This window comes from Acinetobacter sp. YH12134 (assembly GCF_013418555.1).
In the GTDB taxonomy this organism is placed as follows: Bacteria; Pseudomonadota; Gammaproteobacteria; order Pseudomonadales; family Moraxellaceae; genus Acinetobacter; species Acinetobacter indicus.
Genome location: NZ_VPBT01000023.1, coordinates 25,051 through 49,554, shown reverse-complemented (window position 1 = coordinate 49,554; position 24,504 = coordinate 25,051). Strand labels below are relative to the sequence as shown.

General features: G+C 45.5%; 23 protein-coding genes. 21 read left to right on the top strand and 2 right to left on the bottom strand.

Features of this window, described 5'->3' with window-relative positions; all coding sequences use genetic code 11:
- From FTU69_RS12390 to hisC, 9 genes are all read left to right on the top strand, one after another.
- The coding region (locus FTU69_RS12390) for a transposase (RefSeq protein WP_180103964.1) at window positions 1-257 on the top strand (257 nt) is incomplete at its 5' end.
- A 150-nt stretch (window positions 258-407) separates the two neighbouring features.
- A complete protein-coding gene (locus FTU69_RS12385) occupies window positions 408-1,658 on the top strand; it encodes an esterase-like activity of phytase family protein (RefSeq protein ID WP_171501505.1) in 1,251 nt (416 codons plus the stop codon).
- Between the two features lie 145 nt (window positions 1,659-1,803).
- On the top strand, window positions 1,804-3,255 hold the full coding sequence (locus tag FTU69_RS12380) for an RNA polymerase factor sigma-54 (RefSeq protein ID WP_168382171.1): 1,452 nt from the start codon (window positions 1,804-1,806) through the stop codon (window positions 3,253-3,255).
- A 175-nt stretch (window positions 3,256-3,430) separates the two neighbouring features.
- Window positions 3,431-3,763: a ribosome hibernation-promoting factor, HPF/YfiA family gene (gene hpf / locus FTU69_RS12375; RefSeq protein ID WP_005179935.1), complete on the top strand. Its 333-nt coding sequence runs from the start codon at window positions 3,431-3,433 to the stop codon at window positions 3,761-3,763.
- Between the two features lie 136 nt (window positions 3,764-3,899).
- Complete coding sequence (ibaG, locus tag FTU69_RS12370; protein ID WP_005179933.1) at window positions 3,900-4,151, top strand: BolA family iron metabolism protein IbaG; 252 nt, start codon at window positions 3,900-3,902, stop codon at window positions 4,149-4,151.
- Between the two features lie 7 nt (window positions 4,152-4,158).
- Window positions 4,159-5,415: a UDP-N-acetylglucosamine 1-carboxyvinyltransferase gene (gene murA, locus FTU69_RS12365; RefSeq protein ID WP_005179929.1), complete on the top strand. Its 1,257-nt coding sequence runs from the start codon at window positions 4,159-4,161 to the stop codon at window positions 5,413-5,415.
- Window positions 5,415-6,116 carry an ATP phosphoribosyltransferase gene (gene hisG, locus FTU69_RS12360; protein WP_005179926.1) on the top strand — a complete coding sequence of 234 codons (702 nt, stop codon included), beginning with the start codon at window positions 5,415-5,417 and terminating at the stop codon, window positions 6,114-6,116. The genes murA and hisG overlap by 1 nt, the downstream gene beginning before the upstream one ends.
- Window positions 6,117-6,300: 184 nt before the next feature.
- The gene (gene hisD / locus FTU69_RS12355) at window positions 6,301-7,602 is read left to right on the top strand and encodes a histidinol dehydrogenase (protein WP_168370025.1); all 1,302 of its coding nucleotides are present in this window, start codon (window positions 6,301-6,303) and stop codon (window positions 7,600-7,602) included.
- 159 nt (window positions 7,603-7,761) lie between these two features.
- Complete coding sequence (gene hisC, locus FTU69_RS12350) at window positions 7,762-8,850, top strand: histidinol-phosphate transaminase (RefSeq protein WP_180103963.1); 1,089 nt, start codon at window positions 7,762-7,764, stop codon at window positions 8,848-8,850.
- Window positions 8,851-8,973: 123 nt separating this feature from the next.
- Here hisC and FTU69_RS12345 read toward each other — a convergent pair whose 3' ends face one another.
- On the bottom strand, window positions 8,974-10,311 hold the full coding sequence (locus FTU69_RS12345) for an anthranilate synthase component I family protein (protein ID WP_180088645.1): 1,338 nt from the start codon (window positions 10,309-10,311) through the stop codon (window positions 8,974-8,976).
- A 249-nt stretch (window positions 10,312-10,560) separates the two neighbouring features.
- Here FTU69_RS12345 and FTU69_RS12340 point away from each other — a divergent pair, with 249 nt between their 5' ends.
- The 6 genes from FTU69_RS12340 to FTU69_RS12315 all read left to right on the top strand — a co-directional run bounded on the left by FTU69_RS12340 (window position 10,561) and on the right by FTU69_RS12315 (window position 18,641).
- The gene (locus tag FTU69_RS12340) at window positions 10,561-11,529 is read left to right on the top strand and encodes a DUF6160 family protein (protein WP_163145470.1); all 969 of its coding nucleotides are present in this window, start codon (window positions 10,561-10,563) and stop codon (window positions 11,527-11,529) included.
- A gap of 195 nt (window positions 11,530-11,724) precedes the next feature.
- Entirely contained in the window at window positions 11,725-12,558 is an 834-nt protein-coding gene (locus tag FTU69_RS12335) for a C39 family peptidase (RefSeq protein WP_045795549.1), read from the top strand.
- A 48-nt stretch (window positions 12,559-12,606) separates the two neighbouring features.
- Window positions 12,607-13,776: a hypothetical protein gene (locus tag FTU69_RS12330; protein ID WP_168383803.1), complete on the top strand. Its 1,170-nt coding sequence runs from the start codon at window positions 12,607-12,609 to the stop codon at window positions 13,774-13,776.
- Window positions 13,777-13,788: 12 nt separating this feature from the next.
- The gene (locus tag FTU69_RS12325; protein ID WP_016659496.1) at window positions 13,789-15,453 is read left to right on the top strand and encodes an OmpP1/FadL family transporter; all 1,665 of its coding nucleotides are present in this window, start codon (window positions 13,789-13,791) and stop codon (window positions 15,451-15,453) included.
- On the top strand, window positions 15,447-16,694 hold the full coding sequence (filE, locus tag FTU69_RS12320) for a putative pilus assembly protein FilE (protein WP_005179905.1): 1,248 nt from the start codon (window positions 15,447-15,449) through the stop codon (window positions 16,692-16,694). The genes FTU69_RS12325 and filE overlap by 7 nt, the downstream gene beginning before the upstream one ends.
- Before the next feature lie 18 nt (window positions 16,695-16,712).
- A complete protein-coding gene (locus tag FTU69_RS12315; protein WP_180103962.1) occupies window positions 16,713-18,641 on the top strand; it encodes a flagellar protein FilF in 1,929 nt (642 codons plus the stop codon).
- Between the two features lie 70 nt (window positions 18,642-18,711).
- Here the strand turns inward: FTU69_RS12315 and FTU69_RS12310 are convergent, their stop codons facing one another.
- Window positions 18,712-19,260, bottom strand: coding sequence for an NUDIX hydrolase (locus tag FTU69_RS12310; protein WP_104470910.1), 549 nt, complete (start codon window positions 19,258-19,260; stop codon window positions 18,712-18,714).
- Window positions 19,261-19,382: 122 nt separating this feature from the next.
- On the opposite strand from FTU69_RS12310, the gene FTU69_RS12305 reads away from it, so the two are divergent.
- From FTU69_RS12305 to FTU69_RS12280, 6 genes are all read left to right on the top strand, one after another.
- Entirely contained in the window at window positions 19,383-19,991 is a 609-nt protein-coding gene (locus FTU69_RS12305; protein WP_005179902.1) for a CoA pyrophosphatase, read from the top strand.
- 12 nt (window positions 19,992-20,003) lie between these two features.
- On the top strand, window positions 20,004-20,531 hold the full coding sequence (locus FTU69_RS12300; protein ID WP_163143421.1) for a gamma carbonic anhydrase family protein: 528 nt from the start codon (window positions 20,004-20,006) through the stop codon (window positions 20,529-20,531).
- Between the two features lie 124 nt (window positions 20,532-20,655).
- Entirely contained in the window at window positions 20,656-21,321 is a 666-nt protein-coding gene (gene tsaB / locus FTU69_RS12295; protein WP_180103961.1) for a tRNA (adenosine(37)-N6)-threonylcarbamoyltransferase complex dimerization subunit type 1 TsaB, read from the top strand.
- Window positions 21,322-21,333: 12 nt separating this feature from the next.
- The gene (locus FTU69_RS12290; RefSeq protein ID WP_180074605.1) at window positions 21,334-22,158 is read left to right on the top strand and encodes an undecaprenyl-diphosphate phosphatase; all 825 of its coding nucleotides are present in this window, start codon (window positions 21,334-21,336) and stop codon (window positions 22,156-22,158) included.
- A complete protein-coding gene (locus FTU69_RS12285; protein WP_180103960.1) occupies window positions 22,152-22,979 on the top strand; it encodes a class I SAM-dependent methyltransferase in 828 nt (275 codons plus the stop codon). Before FTU69_RS12290 ends, FTU69_RS12285 begins: the two co-directional genes overlap by 7 nt.
- A 112-nt stretch (window positions 22,980-23,091) precedes the next feature.
- Entirely contained in the window at window positions 23,092-24,498 is a 1,407-nt protein-coding gene (locus FTU69_RS12280; RefSeq protein WP_035363274.1) for a C13 family peptidase, read from the top strand.
- Window positions 24,499-24,504: the final 6 nt, after the last annotated feature.

Sequence of the window (24,504 nt, the reverse complement as noted above, 5' to 3'; positions counted from 1 at the left end):
ATAAGGGTTATGACTCTGAATCCTTGAGAGAACAGATAGAAAAAACGGGAACTCAAGCTAATATTCCCAAGAAGTCCAATACACTTTCAAATAATGATCATGTGGATTGGTATTTTTATAAAATCAGGCATTTAATTGAGAATGCCTTTGATGGATTAAAGCAATTTAGAGGAATTGCCACACGCTATGACAAGCTAAAGCAAAGCTATGAAAATTCTGTTGCCTTAGCTTGTATCTTTATTTGGCTACCATTATGAAATGTCAACAGATCCTAAGCATCATGATCAAATAAATAGAAAGACAAGTATTCGGTCGCAAAAACCGGTCTTTAAATTGTCACTGAATCATCCCAACACTGTCATTTTTTCTTGTTTGAATGGTTTCCCCAATTGCTATTTTTAAACTTTATGAAAAAAAGATCTATTGGCCTTTTTATGGCCGTTGTGTTGGGCTTGAACGGATGTAATGATTCTGATGAAAAGACGCAGGTGACGCCTACACCCTTGATCAATGAGCCAACTTTGGTGGCTTTTGCAAAACTGGATGTGGCCACCTATGCAGAAGGACCAGATTCCGGTGCATATGTGACCGGTGCAAACGGAATTTTGCCGCCATTTTCTGGGCAGCCTGTGCAAGGTTTTTCGGCTGCTTTAAAAAATAATGATGGGACTTATCTGGTGATGTCTGACAATGGTTTTGGCACGCAAGATAACTCGGCTGACTATCTGCTGCGTTTGCATGTGATTCAACCGACCTTTAGAACAAAAATAGCAACTAACACTGAAGTGAAGCATTTAAGTTATGTGCAGCTGCGTGATCCGAATAAACTCATTCCCTTTTCTATTGTCCATCAAGATACTGCCGAACGTTTGTTAACCGGGGCGGATTTTGACCCGGAATCGATGCAGCGTGCACCGAATGGCGAGATCTGGATTGGGGATGAGTTTGGACCCTATTTACTGCATTTTTCTGCCGACGGTATATTGCTGAGTCCACCAATTCCATTACCGAATCCACTGAATCCGGCGCAAGAGCTGCGTTCACCTCAGAATCAGTTCAATAAAGAACAGCTGAATTTTGTTGAACCACTGGTACAGCGTAGCGGTGGTTTTGAAGGCATGGCGATCTCTCAAGATGGAAAATATCTGTATCCGCTGTTGGAAAAGCCATTACTGAACGATAGTTCTAATCGTTTAATCGTGTCTGAATTTGATTTGGCAAAAAAAGCCTATACAGGCAAATATTATTATTTTCCATTGCATACTAGCGCCACCGCGATTGGTGATTTTCAGCTGTATAGCCCGACTGAAGGAATTATTATTGAACGGGATGATAGTGAAAACGATCTGCTGGGCTATAAAAAGCTGATTAAAGTCACGCTCAGCACCGCTGGTCAGAATATGCAGAGAGAAGATCTGGTCAATTTGATGGATATTGCCAATCCGGATTTACTTTATGGCACTGCGCGAGCGGGCGATATTGCGACCGGTGAGCGTTTTGGTTTTCCGTTTCAGACCATTGAAGATATTGTCATTGAAGGTCCAGACCTGATTACTGTGCTGAATGATAATAACTTTCCAGGTTCAAGCGGGCGAAATGCCAATCTGGCCGATGATAATGAAATTATTCAGATCCGTTTGCCAAAAGCATTGTTCTAAATTTATCAGCAATTACAGAAGGTCACCTCGGGTGGCCTTTCTTTATGAAAATTTTTTTGTATATTTTTTAATAAAATCATGCTATAAAAATTAAAACAGGCATAAAAATTGCTTATAAAATGCGGTATTGAAAAAGGTGGGTAGTATGAAGTTATCAGTGGGATTAAAAGTTGCCAACTCCCTGTCATTGACACCCCAGTTGCAACAGGCCATTCGTTTACTTCAATTATCAAGTTTAGAACTTGAGCAAGAAATTCAATTACAGCTCGATAGTAATCCATTATTAGAGAAAGTTGAAGAACAGTCCGATGTTGAGAGTCTGTCAGCGGCAGATACAGATCGTGATCAAAAAGATTTAACCAATGAATTAAATGCCGATCATCTGCCAGATGATTTACCGGTCGATACCGACTGGGATGATGTTTATACCCATCAGCCGACTAGTTTAGGTACGCCAGAATATGAAGAGCGTGAAGATAACCGTCAGGGTGTACTGGGTTTAAAAGAGCATATGCTGGAGCAGATTAACCTGCTGCATTTTTCTAAAATTGACCAGCTGATTGCTTACTGCATTATTGATTCTCTGGATGATAAGGGCTTTCTGGAAAGCGATATCAGCGAGATTACTGCTTCAGTCCAGCATCTGCTCGATTCGATGGAGTATGAAGACAGCATCGAAGACGATGAAGTGCTGGTGGTGTTGAAACATATTCAACGGCTGGAGCCGGTGGGGGTTGGCTCGCGTCATCTGGCGGAATGTCTGTTGATTCAGCTGGAAAGTCTTCCGGCGAATACCCCATGCCGTCAGGATGCTATGCAGCTGATGACCCATTATGAGTTATTAATCAGCAATGAAATTCCAAAACTACTCAAGCAGACCGGTTTAAACACCGATCAGCTGAAATGTGCGGTCGAGTTGCTGAAAACCTTGAAACCGCATCCGGGTATGGAGTTTGAAGATAAAGAGTCGGATTATCAGATTCCAGATGTGGTGGTGATGAAAAAAAATGACAGCTGGCAGGTACAGCTGAATCCGGATGTCATGCCAAAGCTCCGGGTTAACTCGTTTTATGCCAATATGATTCGTCGTGCCGATCAGAGTGATGACAATCAGTATTTACGCAATCAGATGCTGGAAGCCAAAAACTTTATCAAGAGTATTGATGAGCGGCATAAAACCTTACTGAAAGTGGCAACCTGTATTGTTGAGCATCAGCGTACTTTTCTGGAAATTGGCGCAGAAGGCATGAAACCTTTGGTGCTACGCGATATTGCCGAAGAGGTCGAGCTGCATGAATCTACGGTATCCCGCGTGACCACCAATAAATATATGCTGACCCCGCGTGGCCTGTTTGAGTTGAAATATTTCTTTTCAAGTCATGTTGGCACTACATCGGGTGGTGAAGCATCGTCAACTGCGATTCGTGCCAAGATCAAAAAACTGATTGCTGAAGAGAACTTACGTAAGCCTTTGTCTGATAACGCAATTGCCAATATTTTAAAAGAAGAGGGAATTGATGTGGCGCGACGTACGGTTGCAAAATATCGCGAATCTTTACATATTCCATCTTCTTCTGAAAGAAAAGTCTTGATCTAGTTTTGAAAATCTGCCTATTCTAGAGATTCATTATGACAACATAATGAATCTTTTTTTCTATGAGGATGAGTCAAAATGATTGCATGAAGGTATCACTGAGCAGCAGTTCTGGTCCTGTACGTGAATCATTTTGATGATGACTCGTCTAATCCTAACGAAGGTGAGGGATAGAATTATGCAAATAACAATTCGTGGCCATCATTTATCAATTACACCTGCAATTGAAGAAAATATAAAAGCAAAGTTCGCGCAAATGACCAAACATCTGGATCAGGTCAATAGTATGCAGGTGAAGCTCAGTAAAGATCATCAGATCGATAAGCATTCTAAAAAAGGCAGTGCCAACCATATCGCAGAAGCGATTATCCGTTTACCTGGAACGGAGCTGTTTGCCCAGGCCTGTGCTGATGATATGTATACATCGATTAAGAAAATGTCAGAAAAATTAAAACGCCAATTAGACAAGCATCGCAAAATGCAGCTGGTTTATCAGCCTGTCGCGATTTAGCTGAAACAATCGGCAAAAAGAGGTTTTTAAAAAACCTCTTTTTTTATATATATAATGTATGTGACTAATGAATTATTTTTTTCATTTATAGTAAAATGACCGGTTTTACACCGTTGGTCCTATAAGAGGTCTTGTGATGAATAATGAACAGCTCGCTGAAATTTTAAAAGCTGCTTTTCCAGAGGCAGATGTAGTCGTTAGTGGGCAGGGTGGTAAATTTGATCTTCGTATTGTCGATGATCAGTTTGAAGGCAAACGTCTTGTTGCACGCCAACAGGCAGTGTATGCGCCGATTAATGCCTTGATCGCCAGCGGTGAAGTTCATGCGGTAACAATTAAAGCAATGACCAAAGAAGAATGGCGTAAAGCAAGCTTATTCGGAGCTTAATAAATTAATGGATAAATTTTTAATTCAGGGCGGTATTAAGCTCGAAGGTGAAGTGCGCATTTCTGGTGCAAAGAATGCAGCATTGCCATTACTGGCTGCCATGATTCTGGCCGACTCACCTATTACCCTGACCAATGTGCCTAATCTGAAAGATGTAAACACACTGGTTAAACTCATTGCGGGCCTCGGTATCACCATGTCTTATGAAGGCGATACTGTGGTGGCCGATACCTCAACCCTGAACAACCAGTTTGCACCGTATGAGCTCGTTAAAACCATGCGTGCGTCTATTTTGGTGCTTGGACCGCTATTGGCGCGCTATGGCAGTGCACAAGTATCACTCCCGGGCGGCTGTGCGATTGGTTCGCGTCCGGTCGATCAGCATTTAAAAGCTTTAGAAGCTTTAGGTGCAGAAATCCAGGTCGAAAATGGCTATGTACATGCCAAAGTCGATGGCCGCTTAAAAGGCGGCGAAGTGGTTTTTGATATGGTAACCGTAGGCGGCACTGAAAATATCTTGATGGCTGCCGTGCTGGCGGATGGTGTCACCACCATCCGGAATGCTGCGCGTGAACCGGAAATCACCGATCTGGCACAAATGCTGATTAAGATGGGTGCCAAAATCGAAGGCCTGGATACCGATACTTTGGTGGTAACTGGTGTAGAAAGTCTGCACGGCTGTGAATATGCGGTAGTGGCGGACCGGATTGAAACCGGTTCCTATCTGGCGGCGGCAGCCATTACTGGTGGCAAGATTAAAACCACGCATACCGATCCGGCCCTGCTGGAATCGGTGCTAGACAAATTTGAAGAGATGGGCGCAGAAGTCACCCGTGGGGATGACTGGATTGAACTGGATATGATGGGTAAACGTCCGAAAGCGGTCAGCTTCCGTACTTTGCCACATCCAGATTTCCCGACCGATATGCAGGCCCAGTTGATGGCGGTGAATGCCGTTGGTCGTGGTTTTGCCACCATCTCTGAAACGATTTTTGAAAACCGTTTTATGCATGTTCCTGAATTGGCACGTATGGGCGCCAATATTCAGGTTGAAGGCAATGATGCTGTGGTAACCGGTGTAGAAAAATTATCTGCAGCACCTGTCATGGCTACAGATTTACGTGCTTCGTTCTCTTTAGTGTTAGCAGCTCTGGCGGCTGAAGGGGAAACACTGATTGACCGTATTTATCATATTGATCGCGGTTATGAAAATGTCGAAGCGAAGTTACAAGGTTTAGGTGCCCAAATTAAGCGAGTAAGTTAATGAGCGATATGAGAAACGATGATCCAAACTTTGACGTAATGGGCAATTTTGATCATGGTTTAACTTTAGCATTAAGTAAGGGACGTATTTTAAAAGAGACACTGCCGCTGCTGGAAACAGCGGGCATTAACTTGCTGGAAGATCCTGAAAAATCCCGTAAGTTAATTTTTCCAACCACCCATAAACAGGTGCGTATTCTGATTTTACGTGCTTCTGATGTGCCGACCTATGTGGAAAATGGCGCAGCAGATTTAGGTGTGGCAGGTAAAGATGTCTTGATGGAACATGGCGCACAAAATGTCTATGAACCATTAGATTTAAAAATTGCCAACTGTAAACTGATGACAGCGGGTAAAGTCGGTATGGTTCGTCCAAAAGGCCGCTTAAAAATTGCGACCAAATATGTGAACCTGACCCGTCAATACTATGCCAGCCTGGGTGAACAGGTTGATGTGATCAAGCTTTACGGTTCGATGGAACTGGCACCGCTGGTCGGCCTGGGTGATTACATTGTCGATGTGGTCGATACCGGAAATACGTTACGTGCCAATGGTTTAGAACCACTGGAAGAAATCTGTAAAGTATCTTCCCGTTTAATCGTCAATAAAGCCAGTTTTAAACGTAAACAGGCGTTGTTAAATCCGATTATTGCCCAGCTAGAACAGGCTGTGGCTGATCGTGAACAGGCCAAACAGGCGTAAGTTGTTCAAATAAAAGACCGCTCTTGAGAGCGGTTTTTTATGGCGGTCTATGAGAACAGTCCTGTTAATACTTTTCTTCAATTTGAGCAAAAGTAATTTTCCATAAAAGTCCGTGGCCCAATGCGCGATTGATACCCACAAAAGCCTTGAAAACAGGTAAACTAATCTTTTCCATATCAACCTTGTGGGTAAATTGATGCGACGTTTATCGACTCAAGATCAGAACTTCAAGCAGGTGTTTGCTGACTTGTTGGCTTTTGAAACAGTGAGTGATCCAGAACTGTTAAAAACCGTAGACCAAATCATTGCTGATGTCCGTCAGCATGGTGATGCTCATGTTCTTAAATTAACTCAGCAGTTCGATCGACATCCCGCGCATCAATTTTCAGATCTAGAACTGACCCAGGAACAGCTTAAAGCTGCCTTTGACGCATTAAACACTGAAGTGCGTGAGGCACTGGAGCTGGCTGCAGCACGTATCCGTGAATTCCACCAGGCGCAAAAGCAGGATGGCTGGACCTATGTTGATGCCTTGGGCAATACCTTGGGTCAGAAAGTCACGCCACTGGACCGCGTGGGCATTTACGTGCCGGGTGGTCTGGCGTCTTATCCATCTTCAGTACTCATGAATGCTGTTCCTGCGCATGTCGCGGGTGTGCCTGAAATTATCATGGTGGTTCCGGCGCCGAATGGTGAGTTGAATCCACTGGTTCTGGCGGCGGCCTATTTAGCGGGCGTGACACGTCTGTTTACCATTGGTGGTGCACAAGCGGTCGCGGCGCTGGCCTATGGTACAGAAACCATTCCATCGGTCGACAAAATTACCGGTCCAGGTAACCGTTTTGTCGCAGCAGCAAAACGTGCGGTATTTGGTCAAGTCGGTATTGATATGATCGCCGGACCTTCGGAAATTTTAGTTTATGCCGAAGGCGAGAATAATGCAGAGTGGTTGGCGATGGATTTATTGTCACAAGCCGAGCACGATACCGTCGCACAAGCAGTATTCATTACACCAGATGAAGAATTATTGAATGCTGTTGATGGCTGGATTGAAAAGCACCTAGAAGCATTGCCAAAAGCTGAGATCGCCCGTACCTCGATTGAAAACCGTGGTGCATTGGTATTGGTGAAGGATCGTCAGGAAGCGATTGAGTTAATTAATCAGGTGGCACCTGAACACCTGGAATTATGCATGGATGATCCGCAAGTGATGGCAGAAGATATTCGTCATGCCGGGGCAATCTTTATGGGACGTTATACCCCTGAAGCGATTGGGGATTACTGTGCTGGTCCAAACCACGTGCTGCCAACCTCAGGTACTGCGCGTTTCTCCTCACCGCTGGGTGTGTATGATTTCCAGAAACGTTCTAGCCTGATCATGTGTTCGCAAGAAGGGGTGAAAACTCTGGCCAAAACTGCGGATGTATTGGCGCAGCAAGAGAACCTGGATGCACATGCGAGATCAGCACGTTATCGTTATCAGTAATTAATGTGACTCTTTCCCATATAATTTTAAGCCCCTTCTCTTGCGCCATATATGGCTCAGGGAGAAGGTTGGGATGAGGGGATAAAGAAAATAAAACCTCTCCTTGTGCAGCAGTGCTGCTCATCTCCTAAAAGGAGAGGGAACTTTGAGAATTTAAAAATGAATTTCACAGCAGAACAAATGCGTTTCTGGAGTCCGGCAGTACGTAAATTAGAACCATACGTACCGGGCGAACAACCGAAAATCCAGAACTTACTTAAACTGAATACCAATGAAAACCCGTATCCGCCATCGCCAAAAGTGGTGGAAGCGGTGCAGAAGGTACTGGCAAACTCTGCGGATGCGTTGCGTTTATATCCAGACCCGGATGCCTCCGAGTTAAAACAGGCCATTGCCAAACAGCAGCAGGTGCCGGTTGAGCAGGTTTTTGTCGGCAATGGTTCTGATGAAGTGCTGGCACATATCTTTAAAGCCTTCTTTGTTCAGGATCTGCCGCTGTTGTATCCGGATATTACCTATAGTTTCTACCCGGTCTATAGCCAGTTTTTTGGGGTTAATACCCAGGTCATCCCTCTAAATGACAATTTTGAAATTGTGGTGGATGATTATAAGCAGCCAAATGGCGGCATTATTATTACCAATCCGAATGCACCAACCAGTATTGATATGGGCCTGGCTGCCATTGAGGAAGTGCTTCAAGCCAATCCAAACTCAGTTGTGGTGATTGATGAGGCCTATGTAGACTTTGGTGCCGAATCTGCGGTCAGCCTGGTGGAAAAATACGAGAATTTAGTGGTATGTCAAACCACATCTAAATCGCGTTCTTTGGCTGGTTTACGGGTCGGTTTTGCGATTGCCCAGCCACATTTAATTGCTGCGCTGGAAGCGGTGAAAAACAGCTTTAACTCTTATCCAATGGATCGTTTCGCGATTGCAGCAGCTGTCGCATCGTTTGAAGATCAGGAATACTTTGAAGCGCAGAACCAGAAAGTGATTGCGAGTCGCGAAACACTGGTAGCTCAGCTGGCTGAGCTGGGTTTTAAGGTATTGCCATCGAGTGCCAACTTTATTTTTGCTTCACTGCCAAGTAAAGACGCGGGTGAATTGGCAGCTGAATTGCGTGAACGTGGCATCATTGTGCGTTATTTTAACAAGCCACGGATTAACCAATTCCTTCGGATCACCATCGGTACCGATGAACAAAACCAGCGTTTAGTGGATACTTTGAAAAACGAGATTTTGGCTTAAGTGAATCCACCCTAACCCTCCTTTGATAAAGGAGGGAACTCTTCCCTCTAGAAAAGGTGAGAAACAATGGTTCTCAAGGGGAGGGATTCATAAAAAAGCGACTCAATTGAGTCGCTTTTTTATTTATTCAGGTGTGTACCAGGTATTGAGTAAATCCAGCATCGCCGAAACCTTATCAAAACATTCCTGATATTCTGCATCACAATCAGAGGCAATGGTAATACCACCACCGGCCCATAACGAAACTTCGTGTTGATATTTTTGAATTGAGCGAATCAGAATATTCCAGGAACCGGTACCATCAAAATTAAAATAACCCATTGATCCGCAATAGGCCCCGCGTGGTGTGCCTTCCAGCTCTTCAATAATCTGCATGGCACGAATTTTAGGGGCGCCAGTAATCGAGCCGCCCGGAAGTGCAGACAGCAATACATCTAGTGGATTGATCTCTGCTTTTAACGTCGCGGTGATTTCACTCACCATATGATGTACTTGTTTAAATGATTCAATATTGAATAACTTCGGCGTTTTTACTGAACCGGTTTCGGCATAGACACTCAGATCATTACGCAGTAAATCGACGATCATCACATTTTCAGCTTGATCTTTTTCAGAATTTTTTAAGGTCTGTTTAGATTGTTCATCTAATCGTGGATCTGTATAGCGTGGCATGGTGCCTTTAATCGGTTTGGTGAGGAGTTGCCGATGAGGCAGAAAATCAATAAATAATTCAGGTGAACAGCTAAGTAATTCAAAGTCATTTATTTTTAAATAACCAGCATAAGGAGCATGGGTTAGCGCCCAAAAATCTGCAGCGGTATTTAATAATAATCCTTCCGCAGAACCTTTAAATTCCTGGGTTAAATTAATCTGATAACAATCACCTGCAACAATATAATCCTGGACTTGATTAAAGGCCTGTTGATATTCAGTTTTATTCCAGCGTGCGGTACAGGCCTGAGTTAATTTAAATGAATTCTCCTGTTTTTGAGCCAACAAATTTTGAATATAAGTCAATAAAAATTCGGCTTGCTGCTCATCGCTGGTGAAATACCAGTGCCCATTTTCCAGAGTTAGAAAACTGTGAAATTGTCCTAGAAATAAACACGGTTGAGCTTTGCTTTGAGTATGAATGTGCTGTTGGGCGGCATAATCGTAGCTGATAAAACCGATCAGCCCACCTTTAAAATAACTGTCGCCAATACAAGCAGTTGCCTGCAAAAAGTCATCTAAAGAAGGCGCTGCTGTTTCTTCAAGATAATGATTAAAACTGTGTTGCTTAAAATACTGCCATTTATTTTGTTGAATAAGGTAGTAATGTTTTGCCGATAAGCCAATAATCGGTTGGCCATTATTTTCTAAATAAACAAGATGTGAGAGTGAACCCAGCGCTTTTAAAATTTCTGCTGGGGTATAGGGTGATTCACAAAGTACTTGTTTGTAGAAAGATGAGGTGGCCATAAATTTGGAGAAAATCAACAATAAATATCTATTTTACCTGATTCTGCGCCAAGAAAATGCTTATGACCGTTTATCGGCAAGCTGAAAAATATGATCAATAGCAGTTGAACAAAAATTGACAGGGGGATAACTTTGTTAGTGCTATCCAGCCGCTCAAGGAAATACGTAGCAGGTTGCTAAAAACAAATAATCAGCCTGCTGCACAAGAGTGGTAACAATCAAAAAAATAATACTCTTGGGAGAGTAAATATGAAAACATTTACTAAACTAGCTTTAGTATCTTCAATGGCATTAAGTGCAAATGCATTTGCAATGCAGGCAATGGATGATTCAGCACTTAGCGCAACCACAGGTCAAGATGGTTTATCGATTGGTATCGGTATTTCAAAAATTGAAATTGAAAAGCTCTTTATCCATGATAATGATGGTTTAAATGGTACCATTGATAATGCTGGTGCGATTGTTATTCAAGGGAATGGCATTGCTGGTGATGCGAATGAAAACTTTGGTATCGTCGTTGGTGCTAACTATGATGATGGAGGTGTTTATCTACTTGACTCTCGTAACTTGGCAGATTTAAAAATTGACTCTGATGCCGGTGCAGGTGGTGGTAACACAGCCTTTATTAACATCGCAGCTGATGTGTCTGGTCTGGATATTAAAATTGGTGAGATTGGTGTAACTGCTTCGGGTGTGCAAGGCAGCGCAAGCGCAACCTCAGCACTTCGCCGTGGGGGTGACGAAAATAACTACAATGCGATTATTTCAGGTTTATCGCTTAAAACTGGCCCAATGTCAGCCAATATCCAGTTAGGTGCTGCGCCACAAGGGGCGATGATTAAACTGAATACTACGATGATTGGTGGTCTTGAAATTAATAATTTGGGTATTCTGGATAACTCAACAGCAAGTGCTGAGCGTGCAGCTGGTGAGATCTTTATTGAAAGTATTAAAATTGCCGATGCAGATGCTAATGACTTAACCATTACACAAGATGTGCGTGTTATGGGGGCAAGTGTCAGCAACCCGGATGACAAAGGTTATATCCAGATGATTAGCCATGGTGGTGCTAAAGATCACTATGTACAAGGTGTTCATTTAGGTAGCCGAGATGCTGCATCTATCGGTGATGTTGAAATTCAAGGTATGCAAACCTATTTCAGCCCAGCGGCTGGTCAATATCTTCCGGGGGCGGTTATCACTATTCGTGGTCACTAAGTCTTCTATTGAAAAAGCGCGTGTTTTCACGCGCTTTTTTTTACACAAAAACTGTAAAAGTTGGCAAAAATATAAAAAAATACTGTTTTTTTTCTAAAAAAAAGGTATCTTGCTAAATACATGGAAGTAGAGTTCTTACTCTAAAAATAAAAAATGAACTGGCAGAGCTGCCTGGAACTTGAAAAGTAAAAAATTATGTTAGAGATCGCATTAGGCTCGGCATTGATGTATTACGCTGCCACACAAGCCTTCGACTTAAAGGAACAACATCCGGAAACCGTACGCTATACGGAGACACTGGATTCCCGCAATTCTTCTTTTACCCGTATGCATCGTGAGCCTGTACGTATTCAACCTGCTTTACAAGATCAATTCCGGGGCATTGTACGTCAGGCTTATGACTATAGCTGTGGATCGGCCGCTTTAACCACGCTGTTAAATGGTTATGTCGGAACCCGATTGACAGAGCAGCAGACCATGAGTGGTTTGCTACGTTATGGGGAATATGAGCGCATTATTGAACGGCGTAGTTTCTCTTTGCTGGATATGAAACGTTTTGTTGCTGCATTGGGCATGGAAAGTGGCGGCTATCGTGGGGAATTTTCAGATCTGGTCAAGCAGGGCCAGCCCGCAATTGTGCCGATTTCCTATGCCGGTTTTAAGCATTTTGTGGTGTATAAGGCCTATAAGGATGGCCGGGTCTATGTGGCCGACCCGGCACTGGGGAATATCAGTTTTGATGAGCAGCGTTTTAAAGAGGTGTGGGAAAACAATACCTTGTTCCTGATTAATGTGGCGCCTGAATATCGTAAAGACTTCTTGGCTTTACAGGATAGTGATATGCGCCATGTTGAAGATGCCACTGTTAACCATCATGCCTTTGTCAATATTCAATATCCACAATTCTATATGGACAAAATTGCCGATAAAGCCTCGACCATTCGTTTAGAACGAAACATGAATCCTGAGTCAGAGAATTTCGGCGAACATCAGTACAACTTTTTAAGACTCTATTATAAAAGTAAGTAAATATTTACTTTAAAAACGAAAAAAAATTAAAAATTGGAAGGGAAGAAGATGAAATCTAAATGGATGAATAAAACCGTATTGGCCATCAGTATCCAAATGGTCTGGGGCGCAGCTGCTTATGCTGCAGAAGAGCCACAATTAGGACAAGATGAAACAGTAGAAGAGCAGCAGCTTGCGTCAGAAGCCACAGCTCCAGCAGAAAACTCAAGCCCTGAAGAAGTTAGCACTGAAGCAGTTGCTGAGGCCAATATTGAAACAGCAACAGCGACTGCACCGAGTGCTGAGCAGGCTGCATCAACTGCGTTACAGCAGCAGGAAGGGGATGCTACCAAAGAAGCCAATCTGGAAGAAGTCTTTACCTCCAATGAACGCCAATATTCCTTAATCAAAAAAGGCAATATCTCATCTTATTACGATATTGATTATACCTATTATCGTGATACGCAAATTGATATGGAAATGGCGCAAGGCCAAATCTATCAGTTACGTGTTCAGGAAAATGCATCGCATGCATTGACCAATACTTTCACCGTTCAATATGGATTATTGGATAACCTGACCTTAACCGCCTCTTTACCTTTGGTGGCTAAGACCGATCAATTAAAAGATGCGAATACCGCGGGTCTGGGAGATATTTCTTTAGGCGCACGCTGGGAACCTTTCCCTTTAAAAGCCGGCCGTTTGCCACTAATTTTATTCGGAAATCTTTCTACCAAAACCGGTGATAGTCCGTATGAAATTAATAGCACCACCGAACTTGCGACCGGTAAGGGCTATTATTCTGCAGGGATTGGAGCCAGTACGCGTAAATATATCGACCCAGTGGTGTTATTCGCTTCGGTCTCCGCCAATTATGGTTTTAAAGAGTCGGGCTTAAACCAAGTTCGTGGCCCACGTATTATTGAGGAATTTGAGCCGGGCATTAGTGGTGGTTTCGCCTTTGGTTTTGCCTATTCCTTTAACTACGATGTTTCAATGACCATGTCGTATCAGCAGAGTTTTAATACTGGCGCTGAATTCCTCTATCACACCGGCGAAAGCTATTCTCCGGCCGATCAGACCAGTTCTACCCTGGCCATTTCTTTAGGGGTGCGCGTTTCTCCTGAAACGATTGTCAATGGTACTGTTGGTATTGGTTTGACAGAAGATGCACCGGATGTGTCTTTAGGTCTGTCTTTCCCACTCGATATTCTGGGCTTTGGTAAGAAACTTCGCTAAGAGGCTGGTCGTATGAAAATAATTCGACTTCGCCCGTTAGTGTCTGCGCTGATCTTATCGGGCTGTTCGAGTGCTGCTTTTGCACAATTGGGACAAAACCTGTCTGTCGATATCCGTTCCCTGACCATGGGGAACGCGGTCACGGCAGATCCACCGGGCATTAGTGCCATCCATTTTAACCCGGCAGCCTTAACCAAAATTGAAGGCTTGCAAACCGATGTACAAGGGGTGCTGGCGCACTTTGATGTACAGCGTGAGTTTTCTGCGCCAGCCGACTATAACGTATTTGGTTATTCCGATGATCCACTGGTCTGTCATGATGGACCGGAAATTCTGGCTGACTTTTGTACCGACTTTAAAGGTGAAGTATCGGGTGATGTGGAATATGCATCGCTGTATGTGCCGGTACTGAAAAAGTTTGTTGATCTGGGTGAAGGCATGCCACTGGCCGCACCAACAGCAGGGATTGCCTACAATCCGCCGGGGTCTAAAACCACCTTTGCTACTGCGATGTATGCGCCGTTAATTGCCGGTTTTGGTGCTGAAGATGGCAACCCAGGTAACTTCATGGGGCAGCAGGTGGCACTGGAACGGATTACCTATCTCTCACCGTCAATTGCCTATCAGGTCAATGATGAGCTATCAGTCGGGGCATCGGTGGGAATGTCCTACCAGGCCATTGCCATGAATACCGACTTGCGTTTCCCGAATGACCTGATCGGGATGCTGCGGATGATTGATGAAGTCGTCTGCACCCCGTTTAAAGAAAACTCCGATATTATTACCGATATTCTGTTGCTGGGGATTTGTAACGCACAGGAAGGCATGAATCCGTTTGGTCGTTTTGGACAAATGGATCTGGCCGTCGAGCAAAGTCTGAGCCCAAGCTATAACCTCGGGGTGTTATGGGAGCCACGTGAAGATTTCAGCTTTGGTATGGTCTATCAAAGCTCCGCCAAAATGCGGCTCAAAGGTAAATATCATATTGATAATGCCAAGGCGCCGAGTGAGCTGATTAAAGGCTTGATGTCTTCCCCAACCGGGCAAATTTTGGCGGCAATTTTAGGCTTCCCGAACTATATTCCGGCCAGTGAGTCAGGGCTGGTGGCGATGGATTTTGAATATCCAGCGCATTTCCAGGCCGGGATTAAATACAAGGTAATGCCAGATTTACAGGTGAACTTTGATGTCGGCTGGACCGATTATGCTGCTTGGGACAAGTTCAAGTTTGAATTTGACCGCCAGATTTCTGCCCTGAAAATTGCCAAATTATTGTCTGAACATGTCTCTGACAGCTCACTGGCCTTGCCGATGGGCTTCCAGTCACCATGGAGCTGGGGCATCGGGATTGAATATTCTGCTACCGACCGTTTAAAGCTGCGTGCCGGTTATGAACCACGAACCAGTGCGATTCCAGATGACAAGCGTAATACCATGGTACCCATTAATAATGCACGTCTGTTTGGTTTAGGTGTGGGCTATCGTTTTGATGCCGATACTGACCTGGATTTATCGATCGGCTTTCTGCAAAGCCGGGACAAAATTCCAGCCAATACCAGTAGCCTAGCCAACAAAGAAGGGGTGAATAACTTATTACTCAACCCGTATGCGGGACTGAATGTCAAAACCGCTAGCAACATTACAATTTTAGGTCTGAGCTATAGAACACGATGGTAAAAGTGACAAAGCGTTTATCTGGCTTGATTTGCCTGTCTTCACTCTGGGCGCTGTCTTTGGGCTCGGCCAGTGTAAGTTATGCCAATGAGTTTTATACCATTATTGGCCCGGATGGCCGGCCGATGGTGGTACAGCGTAAGGCCGAAACCCGGCCGGCCGCGAAAAAAGAAGCTGTGCCGGTAAACAAAACGCAGGCACAAAGTAGAGCATCCTCTGCTTTGAATCCGGCGCAGCCGCAAGCGCAAATTCCCGTTTCTGAACCTGTCAGAGCTCCTGCTGTTGCAGTCGTACCCACAGTTAGTACTGTACCGACTCAACCAGTCACTACGGTAAAACTCACAGAAAGTATCCCACAAAAAACACCAGATACAGCAGTTGTGGAACAGCCTGTCGTCACACCAGTTGTATCGGCAACCACAAAACCGGTATCAGCTTCATCATCTCCAACGATTACATCTGTCATCCCGCAAACTGAATCTCAGAAAGTATTGAAGACTGTGCAAGCTGATCAACCAGACCGTACTTCATCTTCCGGTTTTACCGAAATGGAAGGGGAGCAGTACGTCAATAATGAATACCTGGAACACAGTGAATTTAACCTGGAGGGGAAAAAGCGTTTTTATATGATGCCGGAAGGCGTAGTTGACAGTAAATTGGGCGGTGGTGCGACCCGGGTGCAGGTGGTAGAACGTGAAAAAGGAGTCGGACAATCGGTGCTGGATCGCCTGTTCAAGAAACGCCAGCCAGAAAGTGTCAAGCCAATGGTGCTGTCATCGACTTATTATCGTATTGCACAGGCCGATGCCATCAGCAGTTTAGGCCAGTCCTGTTTTAACAATAAAAAAATTAAACATGCCAAGACCCTGGCCGTACAGAAAGACGTTAATCTCTGGCCACGTGCACCATTAACAGATGAATTTGATTATGAGGTGGTGAAGCTGGAGGGAGATTTACGCCATCTTCAGGTGAATTCATACGCTTCTAAAACCCGGCAACCTACATTTTACTGGCCTTTTGCCGTTTTTCTGGATGCGCAAGGCTGTGTGATTGAAGGTGCAGGCGGCTACAAGAGCCAGGATACTCAATCCACCTTATTGCAACATGAGCAGGTGGAAGGGGTGATTCAATTGCCGGCTCAAACCCGTTATCTTCTTTTAACCCCGCTGGCATCGGCAATCGATATGGAAAACCGCCAGTTAAGTAATCAGGGCCAATTGAAAATTATTGCCTTAGATCAATAAAAAACATGAGACATCAGGATGAAGAAATCAAATATTTTAGCCTTGAGCAGTACCGCTTTGATGATGGCACTCAGTGGCTGTGGTGGTGAAAGTGCCAATGTCATTCCAGAGCCGAATATTGTGTCGGAAATTAATGGCAGTTGTGTTAGCGGGCAAAACTGTGTGGAGTTTGCCCTGGATTATCCGGTGGATGGCCTGAATTTCACCTGTAGCAGTGATCCAAGCAAAACCTATATTACCCTGATTGCGCCAACCACCAATGCCGCCACCGGTAAATGTAGTGCCGGTGATAAAGTCCATTTCTTTATTCAGGAAAAAACAGAAAAATCAATTAATCTGGGGACAGTAAGCCTAGCTGATATTGGTCTGGCCAATTCGGTCAGTGCCAGCTTGCCGCGTTTAACCCTGCTGGATATTGCCAGTGGCTTAACCGGACAGGCCGCAACCGAACTGACCCCATCGGATTCAACTGTTCAAGTGGCACAGGCAATTACACGTATTTTACAGGCTTTATCAATTGAAAGTTCCAAGAACCAAGAACGGCCGACCATTGCCGGTGATGTGCAGCCACTTTATATTTCTGCGCTAAAAAAAGAACAGCTGGATGATATTTTGGGTTCGGTGACGCTGGAGGATTACCGTTCCGGTGCCTATGTCAGCAAGTTAAGTCCTTGGGTTGACTTGAGCACCGTCAGTGATGCGCAGGCCTTTGACGCGCTGAAAACCCTGGTTTATATGACCAACTCTGCCTCTTATCAGGCCAACTATCCGGTACTGGCTGTGGAGGGTTCGACCTTACCACAAGGTTTATATGGCTGTAATCAGGATGATTGTAAACAGAACTCGAATACCTTAAGACACCTGATTGGCCAGTTCCAGTTGATGACCGATCGCTCGGGTTATACTTTCGGTTATGGCATGCAGTGGCGTGGAACCATGTCGACCAGTAATGAAAACCCGTTATTGACCATTACGGCCGATTTCTTGAAACGTGTCCGTCCGGAACTGATGACCGCAGCGGCACAAAATAACTGGATTAATCCACTGAATGAAACGATCCAGGGGCCTTATCGTTTTAGCATCAACAGTAACCGGACTGAAGATTTTACCGTGACCCAGGGGAAACTGTATAACGATTATATGATTGCCGGCACCGAAGGCATTTATAAAACCCTGACCAAGTTCCCGACAGGAAAGCCGGAAGAATATGGCCGCTGGACCCAGACTATTGGCACGGATCAGTTTAAGGGCTCACTGGATATCTATAAATATTTTCAGGTGAATTTCCTGGATAACCGGATTTTTACTTCGGCGAAAAATGTGGCCTTGGGTGAGCGTTATATTTTCCCGTTATATGCCACTCTGAATTTCAATTTTGCTAATAATGCCGCGCCAGCAATTAAGCTCGGGATTGTGCTGGATGAGCAGGGTAATATCCGTACCGATATTGGCCCAAATCCGACCGCAACCGATCTGTCGGGGACCTGCGCAGTCGCTACAGATAGCAGCACGCCAGAGATTGTGGATAGTAATAATGTCACGCAATATCGTATTGGTGTGCTGGGAGCAACCGATCTGAGCAATCAGGCGATTACCCTGCGGATGATTCTGGCCAATCCGGTCTTTAACCAGCTGAATGGTGCCGTAATTGGTCTGAATACCCGGGTTGACAATACCCAGGGCGAGCAGGCCATGGTGGTAGGTGGTGCGCGGCTGAATATGGGTAATCTGGTCAATCATACCTCGACCCGGATTAGCCTGAGTGACTTCTCCGGCAACAATACCGTGTCATGGAGTAACCTGTATACCTTGCAGCTCAAGACTTTTACCAATCAGGATAGCAACAATGCTACGGATGCCGATAAAGAACTGGCTAAACTCACCGGTGGAACCGTGAGCATCGAAGTGGCGGACTGTTATAACCCGGAACAGGTGCGTATCCAGTAACAGCAATATATTCATTAAAATACAAAAGCCCATCTACGGATGGGCTTTTTCTTGGCGGGGATATTTATTGTTAACCAGTATGATCCAAACGCGTACCTAAGGTTTCCAGATGAGTCGGGAAATGCTGGTTTTTGCGGTCTTCAAAATAATGTCTTAAGGTATGTTCCACGCTTGGGAAGGCTAGTTCTGCCCATGGAATTTCATCTTCGCTAAACAGACGCGATTCAATAGTTTCTTCACCCGCCCCAAATTGACCTTCAATCAGCTGCGCTTTAAACAGCACATAAATCTGGCCAATCCGTGGAATGTTGTACATGCAGTACAGCTGCTCAATCTCGATTTCCGCTTCTGCTTCTTCACGGGTTTCACGTGCCGCGCCTTGTTCCATGGTTTCAAACAGTTCCATATAACCGGCAGGTAGGGTCCAGAGTCCATAACGCGGTTCAATGGCACGGCGGCATAATAACACCTGATCTTCCCACAGCACCAAAGCACCGCAAATCACTTTCGGATTCACATAATGAATACTGCCACAATGGCTGCAAACACGGCGTAACTGATGATCGCCTAAAGGAATTTTTTCCGTTGTTTTATGTCCACACGTTCCGCAAAAGTTCATATTCAGCATCAACGATAAAGTTGCTGATCAGCATAACTGAAAAAATGAACTTTGGCATCATTTCTATCCTTTTGCCCAGAATTTCAGCTATGATGAAAGTCAGGCAATCAGGATAATAAAAGATGGTAGAGCATTCATTGACACAGGAATTGCAACAGCGCTTACGCTTCTCGCGAAGTATGCGTGAGGCGCATGCGGCCGTGTTGATTGCGATTACCGATGAAGCTCAGCCGAAAGTCCTGCTGACTCGCCGCTCGGCCTATTTAAACAGCCATGCCGGTGAGGTGTCTTTCCCGGGCGGCAAGCGCGATCCACAGGATACCAGTAATATTGTGGTGGCACTGCGCGAAGCACAGGAAGAAACCGCGCTGAATCCTTTTGATGTGGAACTGATTGGCGATTTGCCAATGCAAAAATCGCGTAATGGCATGCTGGTCAAACCCATTGTCGGCCTGATTCCACCCGAGGTGCAGCTGTCAGCGCAACCGACCGAAATTGACCGTATTTTTTTCGCCTCTTTAAAAAATCTGATGGAAGCGCCGCCGGTGCCATATGAGGTGCGCTATGCCCATCAGTCCTTATATTTTCCCAGCATGCGCGTTGAAAATGAGATTGTCTGGGGATTAACTGCACGGATGCTGGTGGCTTTATTTCAGTATGGGCTGGATTATCAAAAAGAATGGCCATTTTTACTGAATTCACCGACGTTTCGATTTAAATCATCTAAATAGGGAATTTTAATGTTGTATAAATTTCAGGGCATTGCCCCAAAAGCATTACATCAACCATGGGATGGTTGGGTCGCCGAAACCGCAACGGTCATTGGTCAGGTCGAGCTGGGCCGGCAGGTGAGTATCTGGTTTGGCGCGGTGGTGCGTGGCGATAACAGCCTGATTCGTCTTGGAGATTTTAGTAATGTCCAGGAAAATGCGGTGCTGCATACCGATGCGGGTATTGAGATGCAGATTGGTAACTATGTCACTATCGGTCATCAGGCCATGTTGCATGGCTGTACCATCGGCGATAACAGCCTGATTGGTATTAACGCGGTGGTGCTGAATCATGCCGTGATTGGGAAAAACTGTATTATTGGCGCCAATGCGCTGATTCCGGAAGGCAAAGTCATCCCGGATAATTCGGTGGTGATGGGTTCTCCCGGCAAGATTGTAAAAACCCTGGATGAAGCAGGGGCAGCCCGCCTGAAACTGAGCGCCTTACATTATGCCGAGCACTTCAAGCATTTCCAGCAACTGGAAAAAGTCGAACTTTAAGATACCTAAAGGCCAGTTTGAAACTGGCTTTTTTTCTGTGTGAAAGCCGGTGAAGTTCTCGCCTAGTGTCTAGGAGTGGAGTATGATAGCGGCCAGTTTTTAAAATTTAATTTTAAGGTTGTGCATGAAGTTACTGGCATTGGAAACTGCCAATGAGCAGTGTTCCGTTTCGATTGTAAATGACACGCAGGAACTGTTTTTTCAGTTGGATGAGCGCGCCAAGGCACAAACCCAAACCATTCTCCCGATGATTGAGCAAGGTTTTGCTCAGACCGAAACGGCTACTGTCGATTTAACCGCAGTGGCCTTTAGCCGTGGCCCGGGCTCATTCAGTGGCGTGCGGATTAATGCCGCAGTGGCACAGGCGCTGGCCTGGTCACATGATTTACCGGTCATTCCGGTATCGACTTTGCAGGCGCTGGCGCAAGCGGCTTATCGGCTGGCAGGTTTAAGCGCGGTAACGGCAGTGCTGGATGCGCGGATGAATGAAGTCTATATCGCCAGTTTCCAGTTAGATGCAGAAGGTATTATGCAGCCGGTGAGCGAAGAACAGTTATTGGGCTATAGTGATGCGGCGGCCGTAGCGCAGTACCCATTGGTAGGCTCAGGTTCAACCTTATTGCAACAAGAACAAACACAATACAAAGACTTAAGTGCAACGGCGCAAGATATTGCTACCATTGCACGCGTATTGGCCCAACGTGAAGCATGGGTCAGTGCGGAATACGCATTACCAGTGTATTTGCGGGATAATGCTTGGAAAAAAATTCCAGAACAAGGCAAATCATAACTAGGATTTTCTATGGATTTTTTACTGCTGCTGAAAGCGGCAATTATGGGAATTGTTGAAGGAATCACAGAATTCTTACCAATTTCCAGTACCGGCCATTTAATTTTGGCTTCAGAACTGATGAACTTCTGGACCAAAGAAAAAAGTGATGTTTTTGTAATTGCCATTCAAATGGGGGCAATTGCAGCAGTGATTTATGAATACTGGACCCGGCTTTGGGGCGCAGCCACCGGCATGTTCACCGGCGAAGAAACCGGACGCCGTCTGGGCTTTGGCCTGATTCTAGCCTCACTGCCGATTATGCTGATTGGTTTGACTTTCGGGCAAACCGTGAAAGCGATGTTGTTTAATGATATCGCCGTGGCCATTGGCCTGATTATTGGTGGTCTGATCATTATCTGGATTGAGAAACATCCACCTCAAGTACGGGCGCAGGAAGTTGAAGACCTGACCTATAAAGATGTGATCTGGATTGGTCTGATTCAGGTACTGTCTTTAATTCCGGGCACTTCCCGTTCGGGTGCGACCATTATTGGGGCGATGTTCTTGGGCGTATCGCGTAAAGCAGCGACGGAATTCTCGTTCTTTCTGGGGATTCCGGTGATTATTGGCGCCGGCCTGCTAGATTTATATCAAAGTTATGATGTCTTCCAGACCACCCAGGACTGGACCGTACTGAGTGTCGGGATTATCGTTTCTTTTATCTCTGCATTACTCTTAATTCGTGCGCTGGTGGCCTATGTGGCCAAACGCGACTTTATGATTTTTGCCTGGTATCGTATTGTGTCAGGCCTTCTGATTTTACTCTTTGCATATACAGGCTGGACCTTATGGTAAGCGAACTTCGCTGCTATACCGAACCCGCATTTTTTGAGAAAGCACAGCACTATCAGGCTGTGCTTTCTTCACGTGGGGTTACCCTTCAAATTGATGTCATCGACAAACTGAATGCACGTTTTTTAAGACTGCATCCGGAGATGGCGCTGTGCGTTGATGCCGATGGCCTGTGGCTATGTGCGCTGGGCATGAAAATGCAGCCAGACTGGCAGACTGAGATTCCGCGTTTAAAACGCGCGTCATTAAAGTCAGAAATGCTAGCCCGTGCCTGTAACCTGGCGGAAAAACCGCAGCTGACTGATGCAACTGCAGGTCTGGGCCATGACAGCTTGCTAATGGCACATCTTGGTGCTGAGGTGACGCTGGTGGAACGGCATCCAATTTTGTTTAGTTTATTGGAAGATAGCTACCAGCGCGCCCTACAGGACCCGTTTTTAAGCAAGGTTGCCGCACGCATCCACTTGGTCTTTTCTGATTCGGCTGATTACTTAAAAGCGCAGGCAGAAGCAGGGCAGGCTGTTGATGTAGTGTATCTGGACCCGATGTTTCCACAGCGTGACCAGAACCAGCAGGCGGTAAAAAAACAGGCGCAGGTCAAAAAGCAGATGCAGCTGCTGCATTTGTTATTGCCGGAACATGGCGAAATGGATTTGGGCGATGCCTTGCTACCGCTGGCGCAAAAAATCGCCAAACGTGTGGTGGTCAAGCGACCACGTCTGGCGGTGTATCTGGCCGGGCAAACACCGGATCATCAATGGACGGGAGATGCCTGCCGCTTCGATGCCTACTTCCAGCAGGACGCGACCAAAGTAAACGGGTAATCGCTTCAAAACTGGGCAAAGATTTGTTATATAGTTAAAAAGAGCATTGATAATTATGACATCAGGCATAAACTAAGTCTGCACAAAGCGAGCCACTGCTAACGACAATCTTATGATCGATTTTAAACCCTCCATCAATTTTTGGCATGATTTTAAAAGCAACCAAACAGCGGGGATGTGGTTATTTTTTGGTTCGCGCCGATCTTTACAGATTGTCCGTCCTTCCATTTTGCAACTGATTTTCTGGGGCATTTTAGGCGGTCTGGCCAACACTTTATTTAGCTGGCTCAGCGCCGGTGAAACCGGTGATTTTAACCCGCAAGGTCTGGTCAGTTATGCCTTATGGCCGTTTATTGCCTTAATTGTCGGGATTTTCCTGTCCCAGCGCGTTAATAATCCACGCCTTATGCTGGTACCGGCTTTACTGTGGCTGGTGTTAGACACCCACATCGCCTTATTGCAAAGCCTGATCCAATATCTGGGCATGATTGATGTGTTGCCTTATGTGTTCTATGACTATCTGCCACTGATTTTTATGGTGCTGTTTGTCTGGCAGAGTCTGGCCGTGGTCTGGGTATTTTCCCGTGAACTGAAATGGCCGTGGTGGGAACGTGCGCTGATTGTTCTGGCCACGCTGTTTACCCTGGTGGTGTGGCAGATGTCGGTCAAGAGCCAGCCAATCTGGAAGGTGGAAGAGGTCCCGCCGACGTTTAGCGAAGAAGCCTTTTATGCACAAAGCAAGATACTGAATCAGGCGCTGGAGAAGATTCAGTATGGTGAATTTGCACAATCACACTGGTATTTTCTGGGCGTGGCCGGGGCCAGTTATCAGGATGTGTTTATGTCCGAAGTCGAGCGGATTCGGGAACAGTTCGATACCCGCTTTGGCACTTTTGGCCGCTCGATGATTCTGGTCAATAACCCGATGACACGCAATGTCACCCCGATTGCCTCACGCACCAGTATGGAACTGGCACTGCGCCGTATAGGCCAGCAGATGAATCCGGAAAGCGATGTGCTGTTTTTATACATGACTTCACATGGCTTGCCGAACCAGTTTGAAATGGAAAATGCGCCGCTGGAACTGCAACAGGTTGATCCAAAATGGCTGCGCGATGCGCTGGATAAATCCGGTATCCGCTGGCGCGTAATTGTGATCTCGGCCTGTTATTCGGGCAGTTTTGTTTCGGCCCTGCAAAATGACAATACTTTGGTAATTACCGCATCGGCCGCAGATCGCGCTTCATTCGGCTGTTCTAACGAAGCCGATTATACCTATTTTGGCCGGGCTTTCTTTGATCAGGCCATGCGTGAAAATAACAGCTTTGCCGAGGCTTTTGCACAGGCCAAGCTGACCGTGGCAAAATGGGAGCAGGCACAAGGTTTTGAACCGTCTGAACCGCAATGGTCGATGGGCAAGAACATGCAGCTGATGTTGCCGCAACTGGAGCAGCGTTTATTCCCGCAAGCCATGGTGGCGCAGCCAAATGAAATGCCTTTAACTTTAGACAGCCCTTAAAACAGG